Genomic DNA, 20,801 nt, shown 5'->3' with positions numbered 1-20,801 from the left:
GGCAGATCTTCGCCGGCTGGCTCGGGTGACCGGGAGTGTGCCCTTCACTCCCGGATGAAAGATAGCATGTTATCGATAACACGCTGAGCCGATCGAGGCTCTCGGGCTCACGTCCCGAGCGGCCGGGCCGCCCACTCGGCGGCCACTTCGTGCAGGTCACCGGTGCGGAAATGTGGAGGCTCGTGCAGCAGGAAGTCACGGTGGCTGATGTTCCAGGCGTACGCCCCGGCCATGGCGAAGGCCAGCACGTCGCCCACGGCGATCGGCCCCGCGGTGGCCGACCGGGACAGCACGTCCTTCGGGGTGCAGAGTTGCCCGACCACGGTGACCGACCCGCCGTCGGTGCGGGGGCCGCCGTCACCCGGTCGCGGATGCACCGTGAACGGCTGCGCGTGGCCCTTCGCCGCCGGAGTCCGCAGGTGGTGCGTCCCACCGGCCACCACCACGAACCACTCGCCGTAGGAGCGCTTCACGTCGACGACCTCGGTGAGGTACGCCCCGCAGTAGGCGGTGACCGACCGGCCCGGCTCGATGCGCAGCCGCACGCCCGGGTGCCTGTCGAGGACGTCCGCCAGGGCCTGGCCGTAGCCCTCCCAGTCGAACCGCGCGTCCGGGTCGGTGTAGTCGACGGTCATGCCACCGCCGACGTCAACCTCGGCCGCGTCGACCTCGGCCGCAGCCCAGCCGACAACGGCGGCGGCGACCGTCGCGGCGAGCGGTGCGTCCAGTCCGCTGGCCAGGTGGGCGTGGATTCCGCGTACGTCGATGCCGGCCGGCGGGCGGCGGGCGCACGCGATCGCGTCGGCCGGGTCCATGCCGAACGGGCTGGGTCCACCGCCCATGACAAGGCTCGCGCCCGGCGCGTCGACCGGCAGGTTCACCCGCAGCAGCACCTGGGCCGACCGGCCCGCCGCAGTGGCCAGCGCGCCGAGTCGCGCCAACTCGCTGGGTGACTCGACGTGGATGCGGTGCACCCCGGCGGCGAGAGCGGCGGCGAGGTCCGCGTCCGTCTTGCCCGGCCCGGCGTACGCGGCCGGCGCCCGTCCCGGCAGCACCTCGGCCAGCCTGCGCAGCTCACCCCGGCTGGCGGCCTCGAACCCGTCGACGATCGGGGCGAGGGTTCGCAGCACACCGGGATCCGGGTTGGCCTTGACCGCGTAGAGCAGCTCAACCGGCTGGGGCAGTGCCGCCCGGACGGCTCTGGCGTGCCCGGCCAGCGCGTCGAGGTCGTGAACGTAGACCGGTCGGGTCATCGTGGTCCACCCATCGGGTTCGGCACCGGCACGAACGGTGCGGCGCGGTCGGCGTCACGCCGCCACCGGACCAGCAGGTTCGCCTTGGCCAGCAGCGGTTCCCCGGTCAGCAGCGCGCGCAGCTCCGCCGGCTCACCGAGGTCGGCGGCCACCGCCTCGACGACGGCGCGCAGCTCCTGCCACAGCCGCCGTTCGACTCCCGGCCGGGCATCGGCGAGGGCCCCGCTGATCCCACCGAGATGGTTGACGAACAGGCAGTAGACGATCCGGCGGTGGGCGGCCCGGGGACCGTAGCGGACCTGCGCCGGGACGCCGTCCGGCCAGCTGCCCCAACGGTCGGCGTCCAGCTTCACCCCCTCCAGGTCGCGCAGCAGCATGCGTACCGGACGGCGATCCCGGTCGAGCACGACGACCACGTTCTGCAGGTGCGCCTCGTGCACGACGCCGTGACTGAGCCAACTGCGCAGCACCGCCGGCACCAGCAGGCCGACGTACGCGCGCCACCAGGCCACCGGATCCGGTGTCACCAGCGGCGTTGCGGCCAGCGCCGCCGCCAGCACCGGGATGTCGCCGGGACGCAGGTGCTGGCGCAGACCGTCGCGCAGGATCGTTCCGTACGCCTCGTCCGGGCCGGGGACGTCGACAGTGCGGTAGGCGGGCTCGGCGAGCAGCCCCACGCCGTCCGGCAGGGGCACCCGGGCCAGCAGGTCGGTCAGCGCCACCGCGCCGGTGAGTTCGTAGCGGGCGTTCTTGCGCAGGCAGTTGGTGATCCGCACGTGCAGGCTGGTCTTCACGAACAGGTCGGCCTCGGGGGCGTAGAGGGTTCGGACGCTCGCCGTGGGTCGTACCGGCACACCGGCCGCGCCCAGGTCGCGCAGCCGTGGGTGGGTGGGCGGGATCAGCGACAGCTGCCAGGGGTGTACCGGCAGGACGCGGTGCCCGCGCGGGGGCCGCGGCGGGTCGAGCGCGGCCACCAGCGGGTCGAACGGCCCGGCGTCGGCGATCAGGTCGTCCGGTACGGCCAGCCAGTGCAGCCGGAACGCGGTGCGCAGCTCGGGCGCGTACGCCCGCCAACTGTCCCGGTCACCGCTGCGCCACTTCGGGGTGGGGTGGTGCGGGTGGCCGAAGACCAACGACTGCTCGGAGTCGACGTACGCGTCGATGGCGGGCTCACCGGTGGGGGTCGGATCCTCGGCCGGTCGGTCGGCCAGCAGCCGGGCCACCGTGTCCCGGCTGGCCCGGACCTGCTCGGCGAACTCGTCGTTGACCAGGCCGGTACGGGTGGTCAGTTCCGCCGCGACCAGGGCGGCCAGCCCGTCCGCGTCCAGGTCTTCCCACCGCCCGCGGCCGGTCCTGCGTTGGACCGGGCCGGTGTAGCGGTGCGCGCCGAGCGGCGAGGTGCGCGCGACCTCGCAGCGCACTGTGACGTCGAGGTGCCGCAGTAGCAGCCGTACGGCACCGTCGACAACGGTCGGGGTGCCGTCCGGCGGGGCCAGCTCGCGCAGCAGACAACCGAAGACGGCGTGGGCGGCGGCCAGGTCGGCGCGCTGACCGGTGTGGCTGGCCGGCCGGGAGCGCAACTGGGCGCTCGTCATCGTGTCTCCCGGAGGTAGTTCGGGCCGGTACGCAGGTAGTACTTGTTGATGTCGGCGCAGCCGAGCCGCTGTTTGGGCAGCAGGGTGCCGGCGGTGAGCATCGCCTTGATGGGTAGCTGGGTGGCGTTCAGGACCCGCTCGGTGAAGGTCCGCACCGCCGGTCCGTCGCCCCAGTGGTCGCGGGCGGCGGCGAGCCGGGGCACCAGCGCCTCGGCGGGTGTCGGCACGGGCAGCCCTCGGGCGGCCAGGGCGACCAGGGGCGCGGTGGCGGCAAGGTGCAGGGTGATGGTGGTGAACACGTCGGCCAACTCGTGCGGGTCGCGCGCCCACATCCGGTCGTCGTGCAGGGCGAGCCCGTTCGTGCCGGCGTGTCGCCTGTCGAGCCGGGCGCCGTCGTTGTCCTTGTAGAGCAGGCCGACAGTGCCGTCCGGGTGCACCAGCAGGTGGATGTTCTGCGGGTGCGCCTCCAGTGCGATCCCGTGGCGTAGCCAGAGGAAGACGTGCCAGTCGAGCAGCAGGTCCAGGTAGGACTCCAGCAGCGCGACGGGCCGCTGCGGGTTGATCCGTTCGAGGACCGTGCCCGCCACCGGGTCGGCTGCGGCGAGGGCCGCGACCGGCACCACCTGGACGCCGGCCAGGTCGCGCGGAAATCGGCGCAGCAGGAAACCGCGGTGCTCGTCGGCGTCGACGTGCGCCCACGTGCTCTCGTCGGCGTGCCGGATCCGACCGACGAAGCTGGGTTCGGCTGTGGCGATCCGGTCGAGCAGTGCGGCGACGGCCGCGCCGTCGGCGAGCGAGCCCGGTTGCAGCGTGCGTCGGTTGCGCGCACCGAGACTCGCGGTCGGCAGCGGCAGTTTGAGATGCAGGTACGGGTCGTGGTCGAGCGCCACCGTCCGCATGGAGAGGGTGGGGCGCACCGGGGTCACCGGCAGGTCGACCACCGGGAGCGCGTCGCGGGCCACCGTGATCGGATGCGCTGGCAGCAGCAGTTGGTCCGGTCGCGGTGCGCGCGGCCACCACGACGGCAGCTCGCCCGCGAGCCGGACGTCCTCGGCCGGGGCGGCGTACCAGCGCAGCGCGAACCGTGGGGCGTGCTCCGGGGCGTACCGGAGCAGTTCGTCGTCGCGAAGACCGTGCCGGCACCGGTCGGTGGGGTAGACGGGGTGGCCGTGGTGGGCGGCGAGCACGTCGTCCAGGACCGCCGCCGGTAGGCCGGTCGGGGTGAGCGCGCGTTCGGCGGCCACCTCGGTGAGCACCCGCGCCCGGTTGCGGGCGGCGAGCCGTCGGGCCCCCAGGTCGGCGCGGCACTCGACGCCGAAGTCCCGCCAGCCGGCCTCGGCCTCGGCGTTGTCGCGCGGGGCGAGCAGCGTCAACAGTCCGTCCAGCGTCTCCGTACGCCGCAAGTCGCCGGCGCGGGTCACCAGCAGCACCGTCGGCGCGGCACTGCGCAGGGCCTGCTGGAACCCGTCCGCCCGGACCGGAATGCGCAGCAGACCAGCGGGGTGTGGCACCTGCCACCAGTCGGGTCCGTCCGGTCGGCCGGCGCTGCGCAGCCCGAGGTGGTCCTCGCGCAGCAGGGCGTCGAGCACCCGGGCGAAGACCTCCCGCTCACACTCGTCGCTCACTCGACGATGGTCCACTGGAGGTCGTTGCGGAGGGCGGCCAGCGCCTGCCGGACGCTGCCCTCGTCGGGGCCGATTCCGTGCAACACGGCAAGGTAGTCGCGGTTCGTGCCGGTGTGCTCGGCGGTGCGGCCCACCTCGCGCAGCGGACGGCAGCCCAGCCGGACCTCGCCGTGGACGGTGTCGAGGGGGCCCGGTGCGGCGACGAGTCGGCCGGACCGGTCCGCGCAGACGTACTCCACCTGGGCGTAGCGGTCGACGGTGTCGGGCAGGCCGAGGGCGGCCAGCGGCTCGCCGAGGTGCAGCCGGATGACGTACTCGAACAACGGCACACCGAGCAGTTCGGCGAGGATCAGGTCCATCCGGTCGCCGATGAGGCGGTAGTTCACCTCGATCAGCCGGACCCGGCCGTCGGAGACGACGTACTCGGTGTGACAGGCGCCGAAGCCGACCCCGAGCGCGTCGAGCCGCGCCCGCAGCTGGGTGCGCGCCTGCTCCGCCGGGGGCGACCAGGCGAGGCTCTCCTCGGTGAAGGTCGGCGGCGGGCCGAGACCGGTGCGCCATCCGCCGAGGGAGGCCAGCTCGGTGCCGTCGCCGAGGGTCTCGAAGGTTCGCAGCTCGCCGGCGAGGTACTCCTCGACCACCAGTGCCACGTCCGGCCGCCGGCCACGGATCTCGGCGACCCGGGCGACCAGCTCGGCGTGGTCGGCCACCAGGTACGCGTCCTCACTGGCCACCCCCTCGCGGGGTTTGAGCACCGCCGGGAACATCCCGGTCGGCACCTCCGGCGTGGCGCCGGGGTCGACGGTGACGGCGCGTACCAGATCGAGGCCCGCAGCGGCGATCGCCCGGCGGGCCGCGGCCTTGTCCTTGCAGAGACGGGCGGCGTCCGGGTCCTTGCCGGGCAGGCCGAGCTTTCGGGCGGCGATCGCGGTGGCCTCCTGGAGATGGTCGCTGTTGGACAGTAGCGCCACCGGTCGGGTGGGTGCCGCCGCCGCGACCACAGCGGCCGGGTCGCGGACCGCGCAGCGCGCCACCGGCACGGCGGCCGGCCATTCGGCGGGCCGGTCGGTCAGCACTGTGGCCGGCAGCCCGAGCGACGCCGCCGCCGGGAGGAACCCGTCCAGGACGGCGTCGGTGGGGTTGAGCGCGGTCAGGTAGAGCCGCATACCGCCTCCGTCGACTACCACGATGTGACTATTAGGGTAGCCTACCCTTATTAGGAGGTTTTGGTGCGATCTGCCCGGTGTAGCAACCCGGCGGCGACCAGGCCACCGATCAACACCGCAGCCGCGCCCACCAACTGCCCCGTCTCCAGCGCCGAGGCGAAGGCGACAGTCACGACCTCCCGCTCGGTTCCTTCACCGGCGGCGGCGAGAGCCGCGGGAAACGACCCGGCGCCGGCCAGGGCCGCCGGCAGCAGCGCCGCGAACCGGGCGTTCAGCACGGCACCCAGCACCGCGATGCCGAGGCTGCTGCCGACCTCGGTCATGGTGCCGTCGACACCCGCGCCCGCGCCGGCCTTCGCCGCCGGGATCGCGCTCATCACCGCCTCGACGATGGCCGGATTGGCAAGCGCGCAACCGACACCCATGACGAGCAGCCCGACCAGCAGCACCCCGTACCCGTCGGACGGGAAGAGGGTGACCAGCGCGAGACCGGCCGCGAGCAGCGTCATGCCAACGGCGATGGCGACCGCCAGGCCGAGCCGGCGGATCACACTCGCGACGACGCCACTGACGTTGAGCAGCACGATGGACAGCGCGAAGGGCGCCATCCGCAGACCGGCCTCCCAGGCGGGATAACCCCTGACGAACTGGAGGTGCTGGGTGAGCAGGAACAGCGCGCCGGTCGCGCCGAACGTGATCAGCACGACGCCGGAGATCGCACCGACGAAGCGCCGGTCCCGGAAGAAGCGCATGTCCAGCATCGGGTGCGCGATCCGTCGCTCCCACCGCACGAAGATCCCGAGCAGGAGTACGCCGACAACCGCCGCGCCGATCACCTCCGTCGACGCCCACCCGCGCTCCGGCCCGGAGATGATCGCCCAGACGACAGCGGTCAGGCCGGCGGTGGAGAGCAGCGCGCCGAGCACGTCGAGTCGACCGCCGGCCGGCCCGCGGGACTCGGGGACCAGCGCACGACCGACGAACAGGCAGACCAGCACGATCGGCACGTTCATCAGGAAGATCGCGCCCCACGGCAGATGCGCGAGGATCGTGCCGCCGATCGGTGGCCCGATGGCGAAGCCCAACGCGCTGGTGGCGGCCCAGATGCCGATCGCCCGGGATCGCTCGGCGGCGTCGAAGACCTGCATCGCCACCGCGAGCGTCGCGGTGACCAGCAGCGCCCCACCGACGCCCATCCCGGCCCGCGCGGCGATCAACTGTCCGCTGGTGCTGGCCAGACCGGCGGCCAGCGAGCCGACCCCGAACAGGACCAGCCCGGCGAGCAGCATCCGACGACGGCCGTACCGGTCGGCGGCGCTACCTGCGGTGAGCAGCAACCCGGACAGCACCAACGCGTACGCGTTGAGCATCCACTGCACCTCGGCGGTGCTGGCACCCAACTCGGTGGTGAGCACCGGCACCGCCACTGTCAGCACCGTGTTGTCCAACACCACCACCAGTTGCGCGACGCACAGCACGGCCAGGATGAGCCATCGCTGTGGCAGTCGTGCCGGTGTCGCGGTGTCGGTGGCCGGCTGGACGGTGGTCACGCCACCGCCTTGACGCCGTCCACTGCGGGCTGCTCGGTGGGCGGCTCGGCGGTCGGGCCGACGGCGGGGCCGGGCCGGTGCGGGAATCGCCGCTGGTGGGAGAGGCCGAGGGCGACCCCGGCGGCCACCAGCACGATGGCCGCGACAGCTACCGCCGGATAGCCGACCCGCTCGGCCGCCGCGAGACCGATGGACGCGGCCACGAACGAGCAGACCAGGCCGAACGACGACAGCACCGTGAAGTCGGTGCCGCCGGTGTCGGGCCGGGAGTAGTCCATGTTGACCGTGTAGAGCACGACGTTGGCGATGGTGTAGGCCACCATGAAGCAGCAGAGCGCGGCGACCGTTCCGCCCAGCGGAGCCCTGCCGTTCATCAGCGGCAGCAGCAACAACGTCGACACCGTGAGCGCCACGCCGCCGACCACCAGCACGCCACCGCGCCCGAACCGCCCGATCCCGAGACCCGCGACCAGGCCCGCCACGATGGCCGGGGCGCTGATCACCACGCCGGTGACGACGCCGATCCGACCCAACGACCACCCGGCGTCGACCAGCGCCGGGGTGACCAGGGCGTACGCCATGCCCGCACCGACGTACACCAGCGGCACCACACCGAAGGTCCACCACCGGCAGCCCGGCTGGCCGAACACCGACAGCAACGCCCGGTAGGCAGCGCCGATTCGTTCCACCCGATCGGTACGGGGAGGCTCCCGGAACCGCCACACCACCAGCAGACCGACCGCTGTCATCGCGGCCAGCAGGCCGATCGCCGGCACCCAGCCGAACTGGTCGTAGACCAGGACGCAGGCTCCACCACCGAGCAGGTTGCCGAGGTAGCTCGCGGCGACCTGGATGCCGTTGCCGGTGCCCCGGGCCGAGTCGGCCAGCATCCGGACCGCGACGGCGTCCACGGCGATGTCCTGGGTGGCCGAGAAGAACACGTACGCGGCGCAGATCGCGATGATCGGGCCGAGTGCGTCGGCCGGGCTGGCGAACGGCAGCAGCGCCAGCAGGGCGAGCACCAGGGCGGTCTGGAGCACGAGCAGCCAGGACCGGTAGTGGCCGCGGTGCCGTGAGCCGTACCGGTCGAGGATCGGCGCCCAGAGGAACTTGATGGGCCAGATCAGGCCGACGATCTGCAACAGCGCCAGCGTGTCCAGCGAGGTACCACCGTCGCGCAGGATGGCGGTGAGCCCGACGGTGATGAAGCCGACGCCGAGGTACTGGGTGACGTACAGCGCGGTCAGGGTGCCGAGCCGGCCCTTCATGCCGCTTTCCAGTAGCCGAGGGAGGTCAGCCGGTCCTTGTCGACGCCCAGCGTCTTGCGCAGGTGTCGGGTGATGCCCCGGGTGGTGGCCGCCTCGCAGGCCACCCAGTAGTGGCCAGCGCCGCTGGTCGGCACTGCCGCGCAGACCGTGTCCACGAGATGCTGACCCGCGTCGCGCCTTGGCACCCAGGTGACGTCGTGGTGCGCCCGGGCCCGCAGCGCGAGTGCCTTCTCGCCCTCGTGGGCGTACTCCAGCCACACCGTCGCCGGAATGTCGGCACCGGCGTCGAGCAGACTGTTCACCGCAGGCAGCGAGGCCGCGTCGCCGACCAGGTAGAGGTGCTCGGGCGCGGGGTCGGGCAGCTCGAAGGCGCTGCCCTGCATTGTCGCGCTGATGGTGTCGCCGACCTTGGCCGTGGTGGCCCAGCGGGCCGCACAGCCGTCGTGGATGGCGAATTCGAGTGTGAATCGGCCGGTGGCCGGATCGGGGTCCACCAGCGTGTACGCGCGCTGGTGGGCCCTGCCGTCGTTGTCGAACCACAGCCGGATCCACATCGTGGGGTGCACCCCGCACGTCTCCAGCAGGCCGCCCCCGTCCAGGAGGAGCCGCTGGTAGTGCCCGTCGATCGACTCGGTGCTCAGGACGGTCAACTGAAAGTCCCGCCCTCCCATGGCCTTGAGGACCAGGGCCTCCCAGTTCCGTTTCACGCACCCCTCCAGGTAAGGTCATCCTTGGTTAGGGGAGGTTAACCTAAGTTGCGCCCCGGATGGAACAGAGGACAGCGCCCGATGACGTACCAGGAGAAGATCGCCGGTCTCGGCGAGCTGTCGTTGGTGACCGTGGACCCGGACCGGGACGCCGCCCTTCTGCACGGTTGGGTGACCCTGCCCCGCAACTCCTTCTGGGGCATGGGTTCGCACACCCTCGAAGAGGTCCGCGAGATCTACGCCTTTGTGGACAGTCTGCCCACGCACCACGCGTACCTGATCACTGTCGACGGGGAGCCGGTCGGCCTCTTCCAGAGCTATCAGCCCGAGGCGGACCCGGTCGGCGAGCGCTACCCCGTCCAGCCCGGCGACGTGGGGATGCACCTGCTGCTCAGCCCCGACCGACGCCTCGCCCGCAGCCTCACCAACGCGGCCGGCCCGGCCGTCGCCCGCTTCCTGTTCCGCGATCCGGCCGCGCAGCGGATCGTCGTGGAGCCGGACGTCCGCAACCACCTCGCCCTACGCCGACTGGAGATCGAGGGCTTCACCTTCGACTCCGAGATCGACATGCCGGACAAGCGGGCCCAACTCGCGTTCCTGACCCGCGCCCGGTTCGCGGAGAGGCACCCGACGCCGGCCTGACCAGCGACGCAGCCGGCGACTGTCAGCCGTTGGCGTTCCAGAAGCCGACGAGGGTCGCGGTCCACCAGGCGAGCTGCGAGATCGTGGCGGCGGCGACGCCGGGCAGCAGGGCGGACCAGGGTGGGCGGCCCTGCACGGCCACGAGTCGATCCCGGACCCGGCCGAGGAACAGCCCGTTGACGCCGACCACGAGCACCGCCAGCAACTTGACCCAGACCAGCCCGGACGACGTGTCCGGTCCGAGGGCGGCCCCACTGGCGAGCAGACCCACCAGACCCAGCCAGATGAGCAGGTGCGCTCCGCGGGCGGCGGTCAGCACGGTGCCGAGCGGTTCCTGGCGCAGCAGCCAGCGGAGGCTGAACCAGTCCACCGTCAGCACCGCGCCGAAGCCCACCACGAGGCAGGTCAGGTGGCAGAAGAGGGCGACCATCCGCGCACCCGGAGAGAGGGTCACGTGCGGTGCGACGAGGATCGCGACCAGCCATCCGAGACTGACCGTCAGAACCGAGGCGACGATGGTGGCCCGGCCGGCGGCGCGACGGTGGCCGCCGCGCCAACCTGCCGCCGGCATCGGCATGACCGCGTCGGCCGGTGCCGCGCTGCGGGTCCGGTGCGTCGCGCGCCGCAAGGGGCGGACGGCGTCCGACGTGACGGCACGGTGGGCGGGACGGGACGCCCGGGACGGGGGGTGGACGTCGGTGTGCAGGTCAGACGTCCGCATCGGCCGGTCCTCTGGGCCGCATGTTCAGCCGCCCGGAGCGGCGGTGGGCGCGCCGGGCCGGTTGTCCAGCGTGTTCAGCTCGGCGGCCCGCGCCTGCTGGATCCGGCCGGCGAGCGCCTTCAGCTCCGGGCTTCCCCCGGCGGTCTGCTCGCCCCGGCACAGCACCACTGTCTGCGCGAGGTGCGCCCGGATCAGACCAGCCGCCCGGGACGACACCTCCGCGTCGGACGCGGCTCGTAGCTCGGCGAGGCTGGCCTCGGTGACCATGCCGGGCATCTGATGCCCCTCGTGGATGTTCAGCTCCGGCACGTTGCCCGCGGCCAACAGCCCACGCAGGTCCCGCAACTCCGCCTGATGGGCCTTCCGGACCTCGCCGAGGAGGGCCCGCAGCGACGGATCCGCCGGGCGGTTGTCGAGCTGGTCGATCAGCGCGAGCGCGCCCTCGTTCATCGGAATCAGCAGTTGGATGAAGGCGTCGTCGGTGCCGTTGAGCACCACCTGCGCGGTCGGCACCGCAGCGGTCGGCGACGCTGCTACCGACGACGCTGCTGGTGCCTGGTCGGTGCGGCCCCAGCCCTGACTGAGCCCGACGGCCAATGCTGTGGCGACCAGGGTCGCGACGACGCCGACCAGCCGCCCGGCCCGTACGCGACGCCCTCGGCGCACCACCATGATCTGCTCGTCCATCCGTTCGCCGGTGCTCAACGGGCGGCTTGGAACGCGCGGCCGACCACTGTCGCCTCGGTCCCGTCGCTGAACAACCCGGACCGGTCCTTGTCCGTGGCGGGTAGCCCGAACCAGGCGTAGCGCTGGAGGTAGGGGAGTTGGCCGAGCATGGCGGTGGCCGCCGTGAGGAAGGCCGCCTGCTGCTGCTGAGTGGGAAACTGCGAACCGCCCCCGGCGAAGCGGATCAGCGCGAACTCGGTCAGCCAGATCGGCTTCCGGTAGCGCTGGTAGACGGCCTGGAGGTACTGCCGGAGTTGGGCCACCGCAGTGGCGGTCGTGAAGTCGGCGCCGAACCAGTGCAGCGTGATGAAGTCCACCCGGTGGCCCCGGGCCTGCGCGCCGGTCATGAACCTGTCCAGCCAACCCTGCGGGTCCGGCCCGCCCCAGGCGACCGCCGGGCTGCCCAGTTTGCTGCCCGTCGCCATCAGCTGCGGCCACAGGTCCAACGCCTGCTCGACTGTCATGTTCGCCTGCTCGGGCATGTCCGGCTCGTTGAAGGTGAGCAGGTACGGCCCGGCGGCCTTGGCCCGTGCCAGCTCCGCGGCGGTGACGTTCTCCGCGCTGCGGATCATCGGCACGAACGTCGCACCGCGCGGCGTGCTGATCCCCGGGTGCTGGGTGCCCCAGGTGTAGTACCAGCCGGCCTTGGAGTTCGCCAACGCCTGACTCGCCCCGGCGAAGTTCCACACCCCGACGCCCTTGCGGGCGGAGCTGACCGCCGGCGCGACCGCAGCCTTCGACGAGGGCCGTGCGCTCGGCGAGGGCGCGACGCTCGGGGCGGCGACGGCGGTGGGCGCGGCAGACGGCGGCGCCGCCCACGAGGGTGCGGACGGCTCGTCCGGCAGGATCACCACCGCCATGGTGATGGCCAGACCGGCGGCGGCCACACCGGCGGCGAGGGACGGTACGAGGCCACGGGGCCGGTTCACCGCGAGGTCGACGACGCTCGGGCCGCCGCCCGCATCGGTGGGCACCGCGCCCGGTGGGGTCGACCCGGCGGCGGGTCCGGCCGTCGGGCCAGGCGGCGCGACGGCCTGCGCGGCGGCTGCCGGGGTGGCCGCGCTCGGCAGGTGGGCGCCGAGACCCGCCGGCAGCGGCAGCAACGGCATACCGGCGAGCAGCCGATCGATCGGCAGCAGGGTGGTGCCCAGCCGTCCGCAGAACGCGCAGTCGCGGACGTGTCGAGCCAGTCGCTTGCGCCACAGCGAGCTGGGCGTGCCGTCCCACTCGGCGGTCACGGCTCCCAGGTCCGGGCAGCCGGGGCGGGCGCGGAGCGCGCGTACGACGCCGCGGGCGCTCTGGATCTGCTCCTTCATCCGGTGGATCCGCACCGCGACGTGCCCGGGTGACAGCCCGAGCGCGTCGGCGACCTCGTTCCGGGTGATCTCGCCGGTCTCCTCCAGCCACCACAGCGAGAGCAGTTCCTGGTCGTCCGGGTCGAGCCAGCGGGTCGCCTCGGCGACCTCGCGTCGTTGGTCGGTGAGGCCGAGCCGGAGGATGGTCATCCCCGCGAAGTCGGAGGCGGGGTCGGGCACGTTGTGGATCGCGTCGAGACCGGCATCGCGGTTGAGCGCGACACGCCGGCGCGTCTCCCAGTCACGCACCTGGCGGATGGTGATCGCCACCAGCCAGGACCGGTATGCCGCCGGGTCGTTGAGCGCGGGCAGGTACCGGATCACCCGTACCAACGTCTCCTGGACCACGTCGTCGACGTCGGCGTGCCCGCGCAGCGCACGCCCGACGATGTTGTAGACCAGCGGGAGCGAGGCCGCGACGACGTCGTCGAGAGCGCGCTGGTCGCCCTGCCGGGCCGCGACGACCAACCCGACATCGGGCAGTGCTCGACCGGCTGACGACATGGGTCTCACTCCTTGGATGCTGATCCGCGCGGCGCCCACGCTGGGTGTGCTGACCGCCCTCAAGATCGGAGACTCGCGGCAGCGGGTGGGATTACAGAATTCCCGGGCCGCCGGCTCGCCACAAGCGAGACGGGTCCGTCGCCGGCGCATATGTGGTGGCGGTGGCGGGTATGGTGCGGGGTGTCGGTGTCGCCGGGCGCTCGCCCGTGCACAGGACACCAGCATTCGGGCGCCAGCGTGTGCGCCGAAGCGTCACCAGGTCGCACGGCCGACGTTGCCGAGGCCCCAGACGCACCCCTTTCGTAGAGACAGGATCCCTGCATGACATCGAACGACAACGGTCGACCCGCCCTGTTCCTCGCCACGTCCCACGGTGACGTGCTGGACGGACCGGCGGTGACCTTCGACAGCAGCGAGGAGGCCATGCGGCGACTGCGCCACCCGTTCGCGGTGAAGCCGGCCCAGCCGGCCACGACCGCTGTCGACGCCTTGGATCAGCGCGGCTGATCCCCGCCAGCTCCCTCCCTAAACGCCCAGCCTCATACTTTCGGCTAGAAAATAATCGGTCTTTCGGGTAGTGTCCGGGTCATCAAGTGAACGACATGACGCGGTGGCGAGGCCCGTGCTCGTGGCCTTGCGACAGCGCACCTTCGCCCGTACGTGCGCCCCGGCGGCAGCCGGTTCGGAGACTCTTCCGGTCGACTCGATCGACGGGCCTGCGGGAAGGACCACCCACATGGCCACCATCGTCGACAACGCCAGCAGCGCCACCAGCGCCGATCAGCGGAGCAGCGAGCAGAGCCCGGATGACCTCCTCGCCGCCTTGGCGGCGACCCCGGCGGACGATCCCCGCCGCCCGGCAGTGCGGGACCGCGCCATCGAGGCGTGGCTGCCGCTCGCCCGGCACCTGGCGCGCCGCTACGGCGGGCGCGGCGCACCCGACGACGACCTGGCCCAGACCGCCTTCGTCGGGCTCATCAAGGCCGTGGACAACTTCGACCACGACCGAGGTGTCGACTTCAGCGGGTACGCCATTCCCACAATCATCGGCGAGATCAAGCGGTACTTCCGGGACCGCACCTGGGCGGTGCGGGTGCCCCGCCGCCTCCAGGAGCTGCGCCTGTCGATCAGCGCGGCGAACAGCGCCCTTACCCAGACCCTCGGCCGCTCGCCGACCGTCGCCGACATCGCGTCCCACCTCGACGTGACCGAGGAGACCGTGCTGGAAGGGCTGGAGGGCGCGCGCGCCTACCGGGCCACGTCTCTGTCCACCCCGACCGGGGCTGACGGCAGCCGGGAGCTCGGGGACACCCTCGGCGACGACGACCGCGCTTTCGACCTCGTCGAGATCCGCGTCGCCCTCGGCCCGGCCCTCGCCACGCTGCCGGCACGCGAGCGCCAGATCCTGAGCCTGCGCTTCCACGGCAACCTGACCCAGGCCCAGATCGCCGAGCGGATCGGCGTCTCACAGATGCACGTGTCCCGGCTGATCACCCGCTCGCTGGCCGCGCTGCGCCTACAGCTCAACCCGGACATCGCTGCCTGAGCCCGATCAGAGTTGGATGACGTGGCCCACCCGTGGCGGCGTACGACCGGCGAGAACCTCGAGCCACGCGTGTCGCAGCGCCTCCGGCCCGGCACCCACCCGAACGTCCAGCCACCCGCTCACCACCGCGGCGAAGCGTTGCCACGCCTCGGTGAACCGCTGGTCGAGGCCGTCGCGGCCCCAGTCGTGGCTGCGCTTGCGCATCTGCACCGGCGCGAAGAACACCTCCTCGGCGGCGGCGGCGTTCGGCGTCTGGTTGGTGAGCCCGACCGCGATGTCCCGGACGAGCCGATCGCCGAGGCGTCGACGCACTGCGGCACGGGTCGAGGGTGCCCCGGACAGGTCGAGATAGACCGTCGGGACCACGTCGAGGGCGTCGATGTCGTCGTACGACACGACCTCGTCGTAGCAGCCGAGCGACCGGGTGAACGCCAGGTTGCTTGGCGAGGTGAGACCGACCAGGCGCGGCCCACGCCCGTTCAGCTCGAACGCTGCGGCGTACGCGGTCTTGCTCGACGCCGACGACACCAGCAGCGCGTCGGCACCGTAGAAGTCGTTGTCGACGACCTGGTCGGCCAGCATGAACGAGGTGAAGAACAGCGGACGGAACAGGATCAGCAGATCTTCCTGGTCGCGCTGGTACGCCGGGTCGCCGGTGGTCGACCGGTACGCGTTGTACGGCGACGGCAGTTCGGCCCGGTGCGGGCTCGCCTCGCGGAACCCGGACGCGTCCACCCGGTCCGGCCGCACCACGAGGTGACCGGCGGGCGGCAGGTAGCCGTAGATCCGTTGCCCTACCTCGACACCGGCCACCGCCGAGGCGACCACCTCGGCGAAGCCCCAGAGCGGCGGCAGGCCCCACTGCGGCCCGAGGCCCTGGGCGGCCGGCGGAAAGAACTGCCAGTACCGCATCGAGTCGCCGAGCACCGCGTAGGTCACGTTGTTGGCGGTGAGGCCGACGCGGTCCACGCGCAGCAGCGCCTCACCGTCGGCCAGGGCGGGGGTGGAGCCATCGACGAGCGTGGTCTGCCCGAGGTCGTCACGCGCCACGGCGAAGGTCCATGAGTCAGCCATGAGGTGACGCTAGACAGCCTCGCAATCGGAGACAAGTGCACTGGGAGTGCAAAATCCCACTGCGCCCGGTCAGTGTCGGAGCGCGGCGAGGTCGCGGAGGTGCGCGAGCGGCAGGTGCGGTGGCCGCCACTCCACGAACAGGGCGGTGGCGTCGTCATCGAGTTGGTCGTCCTGGTAGCCGACGACCGCGCGGACCAGGCGACGCATCGTCTCCGGGCTGGGCAACCCGTCGTTCAGGGCGCGGTTGACGAAGTCGACGAGCCGGTCCAACCCGAACTGCTCCCCCTCCGCGCTACGGGCGTCGGTGATGCCGTCGGTGTAGGCGAGAATGCGGTCGCCCGGGTGCAAATTCTCCACGTGCACCCGCGGTCGGCGAGGGGACAGGTGACCCAGGCCCAGCGGCAACACGGTCGGCCCGGGTAGCTCCCGAACTGCCTTGCCGTCACGCAGCAACATCGCACCGGGATGCCCAGCGTTGATCATGCTGAGCTGGCCGGTCTGGCGGTCCAACTCGATGAGCAACCCGGTCGCGAAGAAGTTCGGGTGCTCGGAGCGCACCCACCGGTCGATGCTGATCGCCGTGTCGACCAGGTCGAGGCCACACCGACGGGCATTGCGGTACGCGCTGACCACCAGCGAGGCCAGGGTGCTCGCCTTGATGCCGTGCCCGCAGGTGTCGAAGAGCCCGACGCTGAGCACGTCGTCGTTCAACGCGTAGTCGAAGATGTCGCCGCCGACGTCGTAGCACGGTTCGAGGATGGCGGTGACCACCAGGTCGTCGGTGGCGAAGGTCAGCGGCGGGAGCAGGCCCCACACGATCTCGGCCGCGACCTGCATCGGCATCCGCCGCCGCATCCGCTCGACCACGTCACCGTAGAGCCGGCGGTTGACCAGGATCTGGGCGACGTTGACCGCCACCTCCCAGGCCGGAGCGTCCATCGTCTCGTCGGCGGCGGCCGGGGAGACGATCTCCAGTACGCCCATCCGCTCACACCCGAGCAGCAGTGGCACCCAGACCCGGTCCGGGTTGTCGGGCGCGCGCTGGATGGCGAGGGTGGTGAAGGCCCGACCGGCGAGCGTCGTCTCGATCGGCAACTGATCCCGGTCGAGTCCCGCGCCGAGCAGCGGCACGAGGAGGGTCTGCGTGTAGTCGGCCAGATAGATCACGATCTCGCTGGCATCGAGAGCGGGCGCCGCACGGGCGACCAGTTGCGACACCTCGTCCGGGCCACCCCGGGGCGCGTTGAGCTGCAACCAACGCACCACCTCGCCGATGTCGGCCATGCTTCACCTCCCCCTGTCCAGCGGTGAGGCTACCCCGCCCCAGCGCATTCTCCGCCCGCCTCGACCATCGCGCTGAGGAGCGAGGACAGCGGCACGGTGGCGAATCCCACTCGCGCGTCACTCGCCCCGTACGGCACCCACAACTCACCGTCGTGCACGAGCGCGCCGCAGGAGTACACGACGTTCGGCACGTACCCGTCCCGGTCGTCCTCGTCGGGTGCGAGAAGCGCACCAGGCAGGTGAGCGACGACCCGCTCGGGTGTGTGCAGGTCGAGCAGGAGCGCACCGATCGCGTACCGACGCATCGGCCCGACGCCGTGGGTGAGCACGAGCCAGCCGACGTCGGTCTCGATCGGTGATCCGCAGTTGCCGACCTGGATCAATTCCCAGCTCTCGCCCGGTGCGTGCAACGGGGTCGGGGCCTGCCAGCGGCTCTCGCCGTCCAGGGCGGTCAGGCCGATGGTCTCGCCGTCGGCGCGGCACAGTGCCAGGTGCCGGCCGCCGACGGTACGCGGGAACAGCGCGAGCCCCTTGTTGCGGGCACCCGGTCCGCGCATCGGGGTCATCTCGAACCGGCGCAGGTCGTCGCTGGCCAGCGCCCGGGTGGCGATGTTCCGGCCGTCGTAGGCGGTGTAGGTGGCCCGGTACACCGGCCCGGATTCATCGACGAAGCGGACGAACCGGGCGTCCTCCATGCCGTTGCTCTCCGCCGGGGTCGCCGGCCACAGCACCCGTTGGTGCAGGACCGTGTCCGCGGGGAAGGCCGTGGCGTAGCTACCGGCGTTGGTGCGACGAAGTTGTTCGACGGTCCCCAACCCGGTGCTGCGGGAGAGCAGATCGGGTGGCAGGGTGCCGAGCACCCGCTCGAAGGCGGCCTCGTCGTACCACTCGGGCAACGCGTCCAGCACCGTGGCCGCGACCTCGTTGTCGCACTCCTCCTCGGCCAGGCCGGCAACGAGCAGGTCCCGGCGGTGCCGTACGCCCATCCGCTGCCCGACGACCAACGGCCCGGCCCGGTCGGCGATCGTGAGCTGTTCCCCTGGTCCGACGATCGCGGTGGCGAAACCGATCGAGGACACGTGGCCCTCCCCTACCTGGCGCAGGCTGATGGCGACGCGCAGCTGCCCCGGGCCGAGACCGCTCTGGTCCGGGTGGACCACCATCGACGGGTTGCACAGGGCGGCGGCCTCGACTGCGTACTCGTGGCTGAAGTAGGCGCCGACCAGCAGCCGGCTGTTCGGTGAGAGGTCCCGGGCCCGCGCGGCGCGGTGCCGGACCAGCTCGTAGTGGTGGTGGAAGGTGCCAGCCAGGTCGCGGTGCCGGGCGCCGAACCGGTCGAACGTGTCCCGCAACAGCCGGCCGCTCTCCTCGTCGTCGAGGTGCGCGACCCGGTCGATGAGCGCCCGCGCGCGGTTACGTACCACCGCGGCGTCCTCACCCGGTACGAAGAGCTTGACGATGACACGGCGTGGGTCCGGGGTGAGAGTGACGTCCTGCCGGACGGCCAGACTCCCTGTCACGACCACCGCCGGGCGTGTTGCAGCGTGGAGATGAGCGCGAGGGTGGACTCGGCGCCCTGGTTGAGGTTGGGCCCGTGCGCGGTCAGCCCGTCGTAGCCACCGCCGGTCGCCGGATCCCACATCGGCGTGCCGAGGTCGTTGTCGCCGAGGAACCATCCGACCGCCTGCCGCACCCCGTTGTCCCACTCCGGGTCACCGGTGACAGTGGCCGCCGTGGCACAGGCATCGGCGAGGGCGGCGACCTCGATCGGCTGCTGGTCGTGGTGCAGCCGTACGGCGCCGCGCCGCCAACCCCCGGCGGGTACGACCGACAGCCGTCCGTCGCGGAGCTGGACATCGCGCAGCCAGGTCAACATGCGCAGGCCATCGTCGAGAGGTGGGCCACCCTCGCGAAGCTGACTCGCGGCGATGACCACTTCGGCGAGGGCGGCACTCGCGTACGTCAGCTCCTGCCGTGGCCACGGCCACCCCCGATCGGAGGCCGGCGGGCCGATCGTGCTGGCCGCGTCCGCCAGCAGGGACGCGGCGGCGACGTGGCCCGGATGACGGCGAAGCACCTCGGCCGCGCCCAGACCGGCGAAGGCCATCGTGTGCGGGGCCTTGGCTCGGCGGGTGGCGCCCCGGCTGAAGGCGACCAGCGCCTCCTCGCGTACCCATGGGGCGGGGCTGCGGGCGACGGCAGTGCCCAGGCCCCACAGAGCTCGACCCCACCAGTCGCCGAGCCCTGGTTCGTCGACCCAACGCCGGTCGTACCCGAGCCGGTTGCGGAACGCTCCGCCGGCGTCCTGTGCGTGGGTCAGGAACGCCAGGTATCCCTCCGCCAGCCGGAGCAGTTCCTCGCTCGGCTCCGGCTCGCGGCTGACGACCAGCAGGCCGCGGGCCACGTCGTCGGTGCAGTAACCATGCTCACGCCGGACGATGGCGTGCCGTGCGTGCTCGAACAGACCGGTGTCATCGCTGAGCCGAGCCAGGTGCGCGAAGCTCGGCGCGGGTGCCGTCACCCAGCGCCCACGCGTCGACGTCCGGGGGCGTCCGGTGGTCGCCGTCACGCCGGCACGGCGCTGACGGCGGGTGAGCGGGCGTCGACGAGCTCTTCGGCGAGGGCGCCGTAGCGGGCCGCCACCGCAGGCCAACGCAGGTGCGCGGCCAGCGGGCGAACCCGTCCGGCCAACCGGGCGGTCAGGCCCGGTTCGGTCAGGACCCGCCGGATCGCCTTGGCCAGTGCCGTCGGGTTCTGGTGGGGTACGACCAGACCGGGCCCACCGGTCAGCAGCTCGACGGCGTGCGGGAACGCCGTCGCCACGACGGGCACTCCGGCGGCCACCGCTTCGATGAGCACCCCGGAGGTGACCTGTTCGCGGGAGTCGTAGGGCAGGACGACCACGTCGGCGGAGCGGATCAACCGGCCCAGCGCCTCCTGGTCGTGGTAGACGTCCTGGTAGTCGACGGCGTGCGCGACGCCCAGCTGGGCACCGAGCTGGTGCAGCCCCGCCCGGTACACCTCACCGTGGTGCTCGATCACCTTCGGGTGGGTCCGCCCCGCCACCGTGTAGGTCGGAGTCGGTTCCAGATCCTGCAACCGCGCGAGGGCCCGCAACGACCACTCGATGCCCTTGCCCGGCCCGAGCAGCCCCCAGGTCAGCAGGTGCGGGCGGGTACGCCGGTCGACGGGTACGCCGGCAAGCTCGGCCGCGCCGTGCGGGATAACCGTCACCTTGCCCGCTGGCACGGCGTATCCGACGAGCAGCCGGTCGCGGGCCGTGTCGGTCATCGTGACGACCGCCCCGGCGGTCGCCACGATCTGCTCCAACAGGGATTTCTGCCGGGCCGAGGGCTGGCTGAGCACTGTGTGCAGAACCACGATGCTCGGCACGCTGAGCCGCCGCAGCAACGGCAGGACCTCCTCGCCGTCGGTGCCGGGGTAGATGCCGTACTCGTGCTGGACGATCGCCACGTCGTACGCGTTCAGAGCGGCCGCCGCCTCCCGCCAGCCGGCCGGGTTACGCGCCGACCAGGTGTGCACGACCCCGGGTACGGGTCGCTGGTCGTCGCCCTGATCGGTGACCCGGACGATGCCGCTGCGGGTGCCGTCGGCGGTCAACTGGGCGGCGAGGGCCGCGTTGAAGGTGGCCAGTCCGCACCGGGTCGGTGGGTGGGTGCTGAGGAATCCGTAGCTGAGCATGAACATCGGGCCTTCCGGTTGTCGGCCACCGCAGGAGTACGAGTGAGCCTCACGCGGGGACGGCGCACGCCGGTCAGCGTGTG

At 72.2% G+C, this 20,801-nt stretch carries 18 protein-coding genes; 3 read left to right on the top strand and 15 right to left on the bottom strand.

Going from position 1 to position 20,801, the window contains the following annotated elements; genetic code table 11:
- Positions 1–107: 107 nt before the first annotated feature.
- Genes ABZ794_RS06625 through ABZ794_RS06595 form a run of 7 tightly spaced genes read right to left on the bottom strand, consistent with a single transcriptional unit; the run spans position 108 to position 9,164 of the window.
- On the bottom strand, positions 108–1,253 hold the full coding sequence (locus ABZ794_RS06625) for an alanine racemase (protein ID WP_357514564.1): 1,146 nt from the start codon (positions 1,251–1,253) through the stop codon (positions 108–110).
- A complete protein-coding gene (locus ABZ794_RS06620) occupies positions 1,250–2,848 on the bottom strand; it encodes an IucA/IucC family protein (RefSeq protein ID WP_357514562.1) in 1,599 nt (532 codons plus the stop codon). Before ABZ794_RS06620 ends, ABZ794_RS06625 begins: the two co-directional genes overlap by 4 nt.
- Positions 2,845–4,473 (bottom strand): IucA/IucC family protein, encoded by a 1,629-nt coding sequence (locus ABZ794_RS06615; RefSeq protein WP_357514560.1) that lies wholly within the window; start codon positions 4,471–4,473, stop codon positions 2,845–2,847. Before ABZ794_RS06615 ends, ABZ794_RS06620 begins: the two co-directional genes overlap by 4 nt.
- The gene (locus ABZ794_RS06610) at positions 4,470–5,639 is read right to left on the bottom strand and encodes a siderophore biosynthesis protein (protein ID WP_357514655.1); all 1,170 of its coding nucleotides are present in this window, start codon (positions 5,637–5,639) and stop codon (positions 4,470–4,472) included. Before ABZ794_RS06610 ends, ABZ794_RS06615 begins: the two co-directional genes overlap by 4 nt.
- 50 nt (positions 5,640–5,689) lie before the next feature.
- Positions 5,690–7,189 carry an MFS transporter gene (locus tag ABZ794_RS06605; protein ID WP_210785704.1) on the bottom strand — a complete coding sequence of 500 codons (1,500 nt, stop codon included), beginning with the start codon at positions 7,187–7,189 and terminating at the stop codon, positions 5,690–5,692.
- Positions 7,186–8,457, bottom strand: a complete 1,272-nt coding sequence (locus tag ABZ794_RS06600; protein WP_210785703.1) for an MFS transporter — start codon at positions 8,455–8,457, stop codon at positions 7,186–7,188. Before ABZ794_RS06600 ends, ABZ794_RS06605 begins: the two co-directional genes overlap by 4 nt.
- The gene (locus ABZ794_RS06595) at positions 8,454–9,164 is read right to left on the bottom strand and encodes a siderophore-interacting protein (RefSeq protein WP_210785702.1); all 711 of its coding nucleotides are present in this window, start codon (positions 9,162–9,164) and stop codon (positions 8,454–8,456) included. Before ABZ794_RS06595 ends, ABZ794_RS06600 begins: the two co-directional genes overlap by 4 nt.
- Positions 9,165–9,245: 81 nt before the next feature.
- Between ABZ794_RS06595 and ABZ794_RS06590 the strand changes: the two genes are divergently transcribed.
- Positions 9,246–9,806 (top strand): GNAT family N-acetyltransferase, encoded by a 561-nt coding sequence (locus ABZ794_RS06590; protein WP_210785701.1) that lies wholly within the window; start codon positions 9,246–9,248, stop codon positions 9,804–9,806.
- A 22-nt stretch (positions 9,807–9,828) separates the two neighbouring features.
- Here the strand turns inward: ABZ794_RS06590 and ABZ794_RS06585 are convergent, their stop codons facing one another.
- From ABZ794_RS06585 to ABZ794_RS06575, 3 genes are read right to left on the bottom strand one after another with little or no spacing between them, the layout of a single operon-like run.
- The gene (locus ABZ794_RS06585; RefSeq protein WP_210785700.1) at positions 9,829–10,527 is read right to left on the bottom strand and encodes a hypothetical protein; all 699 of its coding nucleotides are present in this window, start codon (positions 10,525–10,527) and stop codon (positions 9,829–9,831) included.
- 24 nt (positions 10,528–10,551) lie between these two features.
- Complete coding sequence (locus ABZ794_RS06580; RefSeq protein WP_357514556.1) at positions 10,552–11,214, bottom strand: DUF305 domain-containing protein; 663 nt, start codon at positions 11,212–11,214, stop codon at positions 10,552–10,554.
- A gap of 14 nt (positions 11,215–11,228) precedes the next feature.
- Complete coding sequence (locus tag ABZ794_RS06575) at positions 11,229–13,112, bottom strand: sigma-70 family RNA polymerase sigma factor (RefSeq protein WP_357514554.1); 1,884 nt, start codon at positions 13,110–13,112, stop codon at positions 11,229–11,231.
- A gap of 321 nt (positions 13,113–13,433) precedes the next feature.
- Between ABZ794_RS06575 and ABZ794_RS06570 the strand changes: the two genes are divergently transcribed.
- Positions 13,434–13,619 carry a hypothetical protein gene (locus ABZ794_RS06570; RefSeq protein WP_210785698.1) on the top strand — a complete coding sequence of 62 codons (186 nt, stop codon included), beginning with the start codon at positions 13,434–13,436 and terminating at the stop codon, positions 13,617–13,619.
- A 229-nt stretch (positions 13,620–13,848) separates the two neighbouring features.
- Positions 13,849–14,658 (top strand): SigB/SigF/SigG family RNA polymerase sigma factor, encoded by an 810-nt coding sequence (locus ABZ794_RS06565; RefSeq protein WP_238690759.1) that lies wholly within the window; start codon positions 13,849–13,851, stop codon positions 14,656–14,658.
- Between the two features lie 6 nt (positions 14,659–14,664).
- Here the strand turns inward: ABZ794_RS06565 and ABZ794_RS06560 are convergent, their stop codons facing one another.
- The 5 genes from ABZ794_RS06560 to ABZ794_RS06540 form a co-directional block, all read right to left on the bottom strand.
- Positions 14,665–15,732, bottom strand: coding sequence for a DUF2855 family protein (locus tag ABZ794_RS06560; RefSeq protein WP_357514551.1), 1,068 nt, complete (start codon positions 15,730–15,732; stop codon positions 14,665–14,667).
- Between the two features lie 69 nt (positions 15,733–15,801).
- The gene (locus ABZ794_RS06555) at positions 15,802–17,016 is read right to left on the bottom strand and encodes a PP2C family protein-serine/threonine phosphatase (protein ID WP_210785695.1); all 1,215 of its coding nucleotides are present in this window, start codon (positions 17,014–17,016) and stop codon (positions 15,802–15,804) included.
- 29 nt (positions 17,017–17,045) lie between these two features.
- Entirely contained in the window at positions 17,046–18,536 is a 1,491-nt protein-coding gene (locus tag ABZ794_RS06550) for a glycoside hydrolase family 130 protein (protein WP_357514550.1), read from the bottom strand.
- Entirely contained in the window at positions 18,533–19,585 is a 1,053-nt protein-coding gene (locus ABZ794_RS06545; protein ID WP_210785693.1) for a glycosyltransferase, read from the bottom strand. Before ABZ794_RS06545 ends, ABZ794_RS06550 begins: the two co-directional genes overlap by 4 nt.
- Positions 19,582–20,718, bottom strand: coding sequence for a glycosyltransferase (locus tag ABZ794_RS06540; RefSeq protein ID WP_238690756.1), 1,137 nt, complete (start codon positions 20,716–20,718; stop codon positions 19,582–19,584). Before ABZ794_RS06540 ends, ABZ794_RS06545 begins: the two co-directional genes overlap by 4 nt.
- Positions 20,719–20,801: the final 83 nt, after the last annotated feature.

The sequence above is a fragment of the Micromonospora sp. NPDC047187 genome (assembly GCF_040643355.1).
GTDB lineage: Bacteria > Actinomycetota > Actinomycetes > Mycobacteriales > Micromonosporaceae > Micromonospora > Micromonospora salmantinae.
The sequence above is the reverse complement of the archived record's forward strand: the minus strand, read 5'-3'. Positions and strand labels throughout refer to the sequence as shown.